The sequence below is a fragment of the Streptomyces sp. NPDC002817 genome (genome assembly GCF_053592055.1).
The window spans coordinates 155,544-165,679 of the sequence record NZ_JBSFUY010000023.1 but is presented as its reverse complement, the minus strand read 5'-3'; the positions used below and the strand labels follow the sequence as shown (position 1 = coordinate 165,679).

The following is a 10,136-nucleotide window of genomic DNA, read 5'->3' as shown; positions in this document are numbered from 1 at the left end:
CGCAGTCCCATCGCCTACGAGACGGCACTCGACACAACATCAACTACCCTGGCCCAAGCCGCATAGCCCGTGTCCAAGATTCCGGGTCAAGCCCCGTCGTTGCCACCGCCGATCAGCAGGACGACGTACAGGCTCAGCCAGGCCACGCCGAGCCCGGTGCGCACGGGGACGTTGCGCGGCCGGTCCAGGATGTGGTGCTCGCGTTTGTCGCCGGTGATCCACGCCTCGACGAAGGGATAGACACCGATGGCGAGCAGGATCAGCGGGAAGAGCGAGAAGGGGATGAAGACACCCAACACCAGGGAGTGGCCCCAGGCGTTGATCTCCCATCCCGGCATCACCCGGATCAGTCCCTCGGAGAAGCCGAGATACCAGTCGGGCTGGGCGCCGGTGGTGACCAGGTCGGGACGGTAGGGGCCGAACGCCCACACGGGGTTGATCTGGGCGAGACCGCCCATGAGCGCCAGCACCCCGAAGACGAGGAAGAAGAAGCCGCCCGCCTTGGCCGTGTACACCGGCAGGAGCGGCATCCCCACGACCGTCTTCTCGTCACGGCCGGCCCCCGGGTACTGCGTGTGCTTGTGGTAGAAGACCAGGATCAGATGCGCGACCACCAGGCCCAGCATGATCCCGGGCAGCAGCAGGACATGGATCGGGAACAGTCTCGGGATGATGTCGTGGCCCGGGAACTCCCCGCCGAACAGGAAGAAGGAGAGATACGTCCCGATGATCGGGACCGACAGGATCGCACCCTGCGCGAAGCGGATGCCGGTGCCGGACAGCAGGTCGTCGGGGAGGGAGTAACCGGTCAGACCGGTGAGGATGCCGAGCATCAACAGGGTCCAGCCGAACACCCAGTTGAGCTCGCGCGGCTTGCGGTACGCACCGGTGAAGAACACCCGCATCATGTGCACGAGCATCCCGGTGACGAAGACCAGTGCCGCCCAGTGGTGGATCTGCCGGATCAGCAGCCCGCCGCGGACATCGAAGCTGATGTCGAGCGTGGACTCGAACGCCCGGGTCATCACGATGCCGTTGAGGGGCTCGTAGGAGCCGTGGTAGACGACCTCGACGCCGCTGGGCTCGAAGAACAGGGTGAGATAGATGCCGGTGAGGATGATCACGAGGAAGCTGTAGAGGCAGATCTCGCCGAGCATGAAGGACCAGTGGTCGGGAAAGACCTTGCGCATATTGGCCTTGGCCAGCCCGTACAGGCCGAGCCGCCCGTCCGCCCAGTCGGCGACCTTCTCGCCCTTCGCGGGCGTCCGTCCCCGCGTCACGTTCACCGATCGTGCGCCGTCCATAGACCGTCGCCTCTTTAGACCGTTGCCTCTTCAGACCGTCGCCTCGTTCGTCGGATCGACTTCAGAGTGGCACGGCGCTGCGGCTAAGCCAACGGTGAGCGCAGCCTCGCGGGAGACTGCCGTGAACTCCCCCTGACGGAGGGCCGGTTCAGACGCCCGACGGGATGATCCCCTGCGCTCGCGCGGCCACCAGCCACTTCGGGAACTCGCCGACGATCCGGTCGTACAGCTCGGTGTCGGACACCCTCCGCGGCTCCGCGCCGGCGTGGAAGAACCCGGCGTTGTCGATGACCCGCTTGTCCGGCACGGACAGCTCGTCGAGCTTGCGCAGATAGTCGAACTGCTTGCTCCTGGCGTCCCCGAACCCGATGAACTGCCAGAACAGCGGCAGCCTGGCCGCCTTGCACAGGTAGCGTTCCGCGGCGAGCTTGTTGATCGGGCCGCCGTCGGTCTGGAAGACGACGAGGGCGGGTTCCCGCGAGCCGCTGTCGAGGTAGTGGTCGATGACCGCGTCCATGGCCAGGTGGTAGCTGGTCTTGCCCATGTGCCCGAGCCCGGCCACGATCCGTTCGATCCGCCCCTGGTGGTCGGCGAGCGCGATCTCGGTCTCGGCGTCGACCTCGGTGGAGAAGAACACCACCGGCACGGTGCCGTCGTCGTCGAGGTGCGCGGACAGTCCGAGCACCCGGTCGGCGAGCGCCTGCACACTGCCGTCCTTGTAGTACGGCTTCATGGACCCGGAGTAGTCGACGACGAGGTAGACCGCGGCCCGCAGGCCGTCCAGGCCGTGCTTGCGCAGCGAGACCCCTGCGCTCTTGTAGAGGCTGACCAGCGCGGGCGCGGTCTCCTCGACCTTGGTGAGACTGATCGCGGACATCCGAGCTCCCCCTTGCCGCCCCTTCGAACGTGCCGAGCGTACGTCACCGGAGGCCCGCCGCTCGCCCTGTCCCCAGGCGTTCGCTATTTTGTTCGCCGCCGTACCAACCGGCTCATCGATCGTCCCTTGTCCCTAGGAGCCGGCCGTGGAACCCGAGTCCGCCGTCACCACCTGTTACCGCCATCCCCAGGTGGAGTCCCATGTCCGCTGCACCCGCTGCGAGCGGTACATCTGCCCGGACTGCATGCGCGAGGCCTCCGTCGGCCACCAGTGCGTGGAGTGCGTGAAGGAGGGCGCGCGATCCGTCCGCCAGGCCCGTACGGTCGTCGGCGGACGGGTGTCGGCGGTGCCGCTGGTGACGTACGTCCTGATCGGGCTCAATGTCCTGGCGTACCTCGGCGAGGTGATCCGCCCGGAGATCGTGGACCGTTTCTCGATGCTGACCGCCGGTCTGGTGGGCCCGGACGGCGGCCACTACGTCTACCAGTCCTCCTACCCGTCGGACTTCCACGCGGAGGGCGTGGTGGCGGGCCAGTGGGAGCGGCTGCTGACCAGTGGCTTCCTGCATCTGGAGCCCACTGAGGGAACGTTCGGCCTGATGCACATCGTGATGAACATGTGGTCGCTGTGGCAGCTCGGCCGGGTCGTGGAGCAGATGCTGGGCCGGGTCCGCTTTCTGGCGCTGTACCTTCTGTCGATGGTCGGCGGTTCGGTCGCGGTGCTTCTGCTCGCCGACCCGGGGGAGGGTGCCCTGGGCGCCTCGGGGGCGATCTTCGGCCTGGGGGCGGCGTACTACGTCCTGGCCCGCCGTGTGGGCGCGGACATGGGGGCGGTCAACCGCCTCATGGTCTTCCTGCTCGTGTGGCTCGTGGCCTCCGCGGCCTTCACCTCCTGGGAGGGCCACCTCGGCGGCCTGCTCACGGGCGGTGCCGTGACGCTGGCGTACGCCTATGCTCCCCGCGGACCACGGCGCGGGTTGATCCAGACGGTCGCCTGTGTGGCGCTGCTGGCGCTGCTCGTGGTCCTGGCGATCGCGAAGGTCTCGGAGCTGACCCGGTGAGACGAGCAAGGACCGTTGTGCTGTTCGCGGCCGTACCCGTCGTCATCACGGCGGCGGCCTACCTGCTCGCCCCCACGGACTCCGCCGACGCCCCGGGACAGCCGTCGGTGTCCGCCTCGCAGCGGGCGCTCGAGGAGGCCAAGAGCCGTGCCGAGGAGGAACAGGCGGCGGACGACAAGGCGATCGCCGCCCTGCCGGCCGGGCTGTCGGCGCCCGCCAAGAAGGAGCTGGCCCAGCAGATCGTGGCGAGCGCCGAGAACTCCACTCTCGACTGGCGTTCCGCCTACGGCTACATCGAGGACATCGGAGACGGCCAGGGCTACACGGCCGGCATCATCGGCTTCTGCACCGGGACCAACGATCTGCTGACCCTGGTCGAGCGCTACACGAAGGCCCACCCGGACAACGGTCTGGCCCGCTATCTGCCCGCCCTGCGCGAGGTCGACGGCACGGACTCCCACGAGGGCCTGGACCCCGGCTTCACGAAGGCCTGGAAGGCGGAGGCCGAGGTGGCGGCCTTCCGCAAGACCCAGAACGAGGAACGCGACCGCGTCTACTTCGACCCCGCGGTCCGCCTCGCCAAGCTCGACGGCCTGGGGACGCTGGGCCAGTTCATCTACTACGACGCCATGGTCTTCCACGGCCCCGGCACCAACTCCACCAGCTTCTACGGCCTGCGCGAACGCGCGATCCACGAGGCCGACCCGCCCTCCGAGGACGGCTCCGAGAAGGCCTACCTCGACATCTTCCTCGACATCCGCGAGCAGGCCATGCGCACCAGGCACGGGGACATCGACACGTCCCGCGTCGACACCGCGCAACGGCGGTTCCTGTACGACGGGAAGCTGGACCTGGGTACGCCGCTGACGTGGCAGGTGTACGGGGAGACCTTCGAGGTGCCGTGAGATGCCGCCGACCGGCCGCCGTCCCAGGTCGTTTCTGAGATCATGTGGCGGCAGCACGGATCGGTCCGGGGGTGGCGTCAATTGGGTTCCGCTGGCAACACACGTACGACGGAAGGACGTCGGCGGGCCCTTCTGCTCGGTGTCACGGACACCCCCGACCTGCGGGAGTGCCCCGAACTCGCCGGCCGGTACACGCGGCTCGAATGCGCCGCCCAGGACGTCGAACTCCTGGCGGCGACGCTGAAGCGGTCCGGCTACGAGGTCACCCAGCGCGCCGGTGAAGTCACCTCGAACCGGCTGCGGGGCGCGCTCAACTCCTTCTTCACGTCGTGCGGCCCCGGCGACACAGCCTTCGTCTACCTGTCCTGCCACGGCACATCCGTGGACGGTCACGACTACCTGATCCCCTCCGACGCCCAACCGGACGGCCCGCGGGGTTTGTTGACGGGCACGCTGATCGAGGCGGACCCGAGCAACATCCTGCAGGGGCTGCGTCCCGAGATCACCACCGTGGTCTGTGTGGACGCCTGCCGGGCCGAGGACGAGGACCCCGCCCGGGACAAGCCGCAGGACCGCTGGGTCTCCGACGCCCTGGACGCCGTATGGCTGTACGGCTGCGGCCCCGGCCAGTACTCGTACGCGGACCCCTCCGGAAACAGCCTCTTCGCGCGTGCCCTCGCGGAGGCGCTCCAGCCGAACACCCCGCCGAACACCTTCGACGACATCTCGGAGTACACCCGCAAGGCGCTGCGCCGGCTGTCCGCGCAGCTGTCGTTCGCCCCGCAGATACCCGACCCGTTCGTGCCATCGCGGCTGCAAGGCCGCACCGGGGAGATCGTCCTGTGCGAGGGCTCCGAGGACACGCTGCGCTGGACGCGGGCGATCGAGAACTCCACGCTGTGGGAGCACACCCACGGCGACCCCGCCACACACCAGCGGGTGCGGGAGCGGCTGGCCGAGCTGATCCGTTACGTCGTCGACAGCTGCGCGGGCGCCGGGGCCCACCGGGACGACCCGTGGCACGACCCGGAGTATCCCGAACGCGTCGTGCACCGCCTGGGCGAGCTGATCCGCGGCGCGGACCTGCGGCCGGCCGACCTGCTGTCCCCCGCCGAGACGGCCTGCCTCCTCGCCGGCCCGTTCGTGCACGAGGGCCTCGTCGCCGTGGCACTGCAGGACCTGCGGACCCATCAGCCGCTGCACCTCGGCGCCGCCGCGACCGAGAGCGGCGGGAGCGGCGACGAACACGCGCAGTACGTGCGCAGCGCCGCCCAGGACGTGTGCCGTGCCCACTCCCAGGTGCAGCGCACGGCCGACACTCTGCGGGCGCGTCGGCTGGAGGAGGCGGCGGCCGCCGCCGACCACTGGCTGCGGCACCGCTTCATCGCCGACTGGGACGCCCTGTGGGAACGCGACGAGGACTACCCGGCCGTGGACGCGATCGTCGCGAAGGCCGTCGACGCCGTCGTCGCCGCCGCCGAGGACGCCATGGCCGGGCCACGCTCGGACGCGGCCCGCCGCGATGTCGACGACCAGGTGCGTCAGGTCCTCGGACACTTCACGGTGAACCCGGGCGAGGAACACAACGGTCCCCGGGTCAACGTCCCTGGCCGGCCCGACCAGTGGAACCTGCGCCAGCCGGTGCGCGGCAACACCTGGCGCGGGCCCTCGCTGGCCCGGCTGCTGTGGAGCGCGGCCACCCTGGCCACCGATCCGCGCCGCCTGTCCAGCGTGCTCGTGGACCATCTCGGCGCCCACGACCCGCTGCGGCCGCAGGACGTGGTGACCGCTCTGGCGTACGAGTTCGACTACACGCCGACGGCAGGTCGTACCGCTGACACTCATGGTCTCGACGTACGTTTCAGCTGCCCGCATCCGGCCCTCCACGCGGCCGTCGAGGAACTGGTGGGCCATGCGGACGCCACTGTCGCCTCGGTGCACCGCGACCACAGCGAGACGGGCCTGCCGCCGCTCCTCAATGGGCTGCCCGATCGGATCACGGCCGAGAACCTGATCCCGCGCGATCAGCTCTACCGGCAGCCGCTGGAGCGCTTCCGGCTCGCCGAGGACGAGATCAGGCCGCTGCTGATGGGCACCCAGCTGTACGGCGACCGCATGCTGGCGGTCCGCGAGCTGTACCAGAACGCCCTTGACGCGTGCCGATACCGCAGCATGCGCCGGGAGTACGGGGCGAGGCAGTCCGACTGCGGTTCCCGGGCCGGCTGGACCCCGCGGATCTCCTTCATTCAGGGCTGGGATGCCGAGGGACGCCCGTACATCGAGTGCGAGGACAACGGCACGGGCATGACCCGGGCGAAGCTGACCTCGATGTTCGCGCGGGCGGGCAAGCGCTACGAGCAGGACCCGGGCTTCGTCCAGGAGCGGCGCAACTGGCGGCGCGCCGACGTCGAGGACATCGGGATGAACTCCCGGTTCGGTATCGGGGTGTTCTCGTACTTCATGCTGGCCGAGGAGGTCGTGGTGTGGTCCCGCCCGGTGGACCTCCACGGTCTGCCCGGCTCGGACGGTCCGCTGCGCGCGGACATCCAGTCGGGCTCCGGTCTGCTGCGGGTCAGCGACACCGCGGACGCCCCGGAACTCGGCGGTACCCGGGTGCGGTTGTATCTCGCGGCGCACGGTGAGCATCAGCCGTCGCTCGTGGAGGTGCTGCGGTCGATCCTCTGGGTGAGCGACTACGAGGTGACGGCGGAGGAACGGGACGGCGAGGACCCCGGGCGGGTGGTGCGCAGCGCTGGCTGGGCGGCCGGGGTGCTGGCCGCCAAGGGCTCGTGGACCGGCCAGGCGGTGCGGGCGGGGCGGGACGCGTGGCTGGTGCAGGGCGAGGGGAAGCTGCTGCTCGACGGGGTCGTGGTCAAGAAGGCGCCCGCCGTCCCCGGCCGGGTGTTCAACCTGCGCGAGCGGCACGCACCCGTGCCGAGCGTCGACCGCAACGAGATGCTCTCGTACGACGAGGAGCTGGTCATGCGGGAGTTGCTGGCCGGGGTACCGGAAGGCGCGGTGCAGTGGTCGGAGGTTCCGCTGACCTGGCTGTGGGAGCTGGCCTGTGAGGAGCCGCGGCTGGCGGTGGCGTTGCTGACGGCGCTGCCGGGCACCACTAAGGCCGTGCTGGAGAGCGGCCCCGACCACCGCACGCTGGTGCTGGAGCGGCTGGCGCTCGCCGAAGCCGGGTGCTTCCCCATCGACGAGGCGCTGTTGAAGGAGACCTACGAGGGCCGTTCATGGGCGGCCACGTCCGTGAACGCGTCCACGCTGGTGCGCGACTGGCAGGCGACCCGGCTGTGCCTCAGCGGCCCGTTCGGGCAGGAGTTCCGCCCTGTCGGCTATCCGGATCCCGCTCCCCTGGACGCGCTGCTGTTCCTGGACACCCCGATGAGCGCACCGGAGGGGTGGCACGCGGTCCTGCGGGCCGCCGCGATGAACCGCGTCTCCTTGCGCAAGTCGGTCCGGGCGTTGCGCAGGTACGCCGTCGTGGGTATGCATGTGCCCGCTGTCGACGAGATACGGCGCCTGGACGAGGTGCGGCCCGACGGGACGGATGTGCTCGTCTACTCCCTCTACCGCAACCTCGGGAGCGGGTCCGGCGTGCGCCGCCCGGGTACCCACGCGCCGCTCGTCGTGCTCTCCGCCCATGAGAACCTCACCTACGGCGCCTTGGCGGCGCGCCTGGAACAGTTGCGGGCCCTGGACCCGGAGCTGCCCCCGCCGCCGCCGCTGACCGCGGAGTTCGCCGCGGAACGTGCCGGCGTCGAGGCGTTGCTGCTGGTGGCAGACGCATTCGACGTGTTCAGCGGGTGGGATGTCAGAACCGAGTGGCGCCGCCTGCCCGTGGCCGCCATCGACCTGCTGGAGCGCGCCGACGAGACCCTCCCGGTCGAGGAGATGATCGCCACCGTCCGGCACCTGGCTCCGCTCGGGCTCTCGTTCCTGCCCGAACCGACCGAGGCGACGGTGCGCCACGGACAGCTCAAGGATTCCGAACGCCTCCTCCTCTCGGACCAGCGCCGCCCCCGCCTGCTGCGCGGCGAACTCTCCATGATCCAGCTGTTCGGCATCTCGCACCGGCTCCAGACACCGCTGGGCGACATCGCCAAGCGGATCAACGAGATCGCGACCGCCACGGGCGTGACAGCACCCGAAGTACCTGCCGAGGCAACCTCCTTGGTCGCCCCCAAGTGGCTGAGCGACATCCAGCGATCCAGCAGGAGGGTGCCGCTCGGTCCCTGGGCGCTGGTGGCGGCGGCCACCTCGCCCCAAGGACGCAACTCGCTCCAGAAGGGGGAGTTGCGCGAGATCCTGCCCGTCCTGAACGCGTGCGGGCTGCTGCGCTCCGATCTCGACTGGGACTACGAGTCGGTCATCCGTGAGGTGGAGTCCCACAGTTCCTCCATGCTTCACCTGCGTTCGTTCGCCTTCGCGCTCGACGACCAAGGGATCACGGTCCCCATGGCGCTCAGAGAGGGCCGCACGGTGGGCGAGCAACTGGACCGGCTGGCCACCATGCCACGGCACCTCTCGGTGAAGGCCATCGCGCAGCTGCCCGCCCCCTCGGCCCGCAACCTCCGGCTTGAGCAGGGCGACCATGCACTGCTCATGACCCGCCTCACGGGCGAAGCCGCCACCTTCCGCGGCGAGTTGACGATCCGGGCGCTCCTCCAGCGCTGCCGCACCGCCGACACCCCCCTGGGCCCGTCCCTCGCCCACGTCTCCCGGTTCGCCGTCCTGGGCGCCCCGCTGCCGCCCGGCGACTTCGCCGGTCCCGACGCGCTCATGCTCCACGACTTCATGCCGGACCGCTTCGACCTGATCGCCTTCGGCCTCGGCCTCCTCGGCAGCGGCGCCCTCGGTCCTCTCGAACTCGTCCTGGTGGCGGGCCGCTTCGGCCGAACCCTCGGCGAGGTCTACGAGCGTTACGCCCCCTTCCGCTGCCTCGGCCTCGACGTGACCGTCGCCGAACCCGCCCCCGAGGAGGCCGGCCTCGTCCCCGACTGGCAGGACGTCGTCGTCCTCACCGCTCAACTCACCGGCCGAGCCCCCGCGTTGATCGGCGATGTCACCCCCGCTCACCTCACCCTGTGCGCCGAGGAGACCAGCCTCAGCGAATCCCAGGTGCGTGAGCAGCTGGCGCGTTACGCCCGGCTCTTCGGGCTGCGGCTCCCGGAAGAACTCCCCGAACAGTCCGGCAGGAAGGCCCCCGCCACGTGACCGTCATCCCCTACGACGACAGCGTGTCCCATCCGGTCCCGCTCACCTTCACCTGGGTGGTCGATGCCGACTCCTCCACGGCCAGCGGCGCCTGCCCGGTGTGCCATTGTGCGATGACACGGGTCTTCTCCTTCGGACAGGCACTGCAGTCCAAGGGTGTCCTCGACCGCCGGGCGGCGGCGGGACCGCAGCCGTATCACACGGCCTGCCAGTGCCGGACCGTGCACATGGGACGACCCGCGGACGAGCGGTACGGCTGTGGGGCGATGCTGCTGCTCGCCCCGCCGGCGAACGGTTCGACGCCATGACCTTCACTCCGGACCAGCTGCGCGAGGCCGACCGCCGGGCACGCGAACTGTCGTCGCCCGAACGACAGTTGCATGCCGCCCTGCACCAGGCCGAGGGGTACCGCAATTTCCTCGCCACGCTCACCGGGCTACTCACCGCCGTCTTCGTGCTCAAGGGCCAGGAAGACCTCAGCAAGCTCGCGCACACCCCTCGCTGGATCGTGATCGGGCTGCTGATCGCCGGGTTCGTGGCGCTGATCGTGGCCTCGTGGCTGGGTGTGCTGGCGGTGCACGGACGTCCCGGCGAGGAGATCATGCTGGAGGCGGGCAGGCTGCTCCAGTACGAGAAGGACCGCACCCGCACGGTGTGGCTGCTGGTGGAGTGGGCGCGCTGGCTGGCGCTGCTCGGCGTCCTCGCGGTGTCCGCCGCCGTCGTCGTCACCTGGGTGTGGCCCAGGAAGTGAGCGCGTGCGACGGCGC

General features: G+C 69.9%; 6 protein-coding genes and 1 pseudogene. 5 read left to right on the top strand and 2 right to left on the bottom strand.

From position 1 onward, the window contains the following. Positions 1 to 95: 95 nt before the first annotated feature. Both qcrB and ACWD3I_RS33945 read right to left on the bottom strand, forming a co-directional pair. Positions 96 to 1,304: pseudogene (gene qcrB, locus ACWD3I_RS33950) on the bottom strand (cytochrome bc1 complex cytochrome b subunit); the annotation flags it as partial. Positions 1,305 to 1,452: 148 nt separating this feature from the next. Then, positions 1,453 to 2,181, bottom strand: a complete 729-nt coding sequence (locus ACWD3I_RS33945; RefSeq protein ID WP_365395982.1) for a vWA domain-containing protein — start codon at positions 2,179 to 2,181, stop codon at positions 1,453 to 1,455. A gap of 145 nt (positions 2,182 to 2,326) precedes the next feature. Between ACWD3I_RS33945 and ACWD3I_RS33940 the strand changes: the two genes are divergently transcribed. From ACWD3I_RS33940 to ACWD3I_RS33920, 5 genes are all read left to right on the top strand, one after another. Further along, on the top strand, positions 2,327 to 3,241 hold the full coding sequence (locus ACWD3I_RS33940; RefSeq protein ID WP_365395985.1) for a rhomboid family intramembrane serine protease: 915 nt from the start codon (positions 2,327 to 2,329) through the stop codon (positions 3,239 to 3,241). Then, the gene (locus ACWD3I_RS33935) at positions 3,238 to 4,146 is read left to right on the top strand and encodes a chitosanase (RefSeq protein ID WP_365395988.1); all 909 of its coding nucleotides are present in this window, start codon (positions 3,238 to 3,240) and stop codon (positions 4,144 to 4,146) included. The genes ACWD3I_RS33940 and ACWD3I_RS33935 overlap by 4 nt, the downstream gene beginning before the upstream one ends. A gap of 81 nt (positions 4,147 to 4,227) precedes the next feature. Continuing rightward, a complete protein-coding gene (locus ACWD3I_RS33930; RefSeq protein WP_365395991.1) occupies positions 4,228 to 9,369 on the top strand; it encodes an HD domain-containing protein in 5,142 nt (1,713 codons plus the stop codon). Beyond that, entirely contained in the window at positions 9,366 to 9,677 is a 312-nt protein-coding gene (locus ACWD3I_RS33925) for a hypothetical protein (protein ID WP_365395993.1), read from the top strand. The genes ACWD3I_RS33930 and ACWD3I_RS33925 overlap by 4 nt, the downstream gene beginning before the upstream one ends. Next, positions 9,674 to 10,120 carry a hypothetical protein gene (locus ACWD3I_RS33920; RefSeq protein WP_365395996.1) on the top strand — a complete coding sequence of 149 codons (447 nt, stop codon included), beginning with the start codon at positions 9,674 to 9,676 and terminating at the stop codon, positions 10,118 to 10,120. The genes ACWD3I_RS33925 and ACWD3I_RS33920 overlap by 4 nt, the downstream gene beginning before the upstream one ends. Positions 10,121 to 10,136 lie beyond the last annotated feature (16 nt).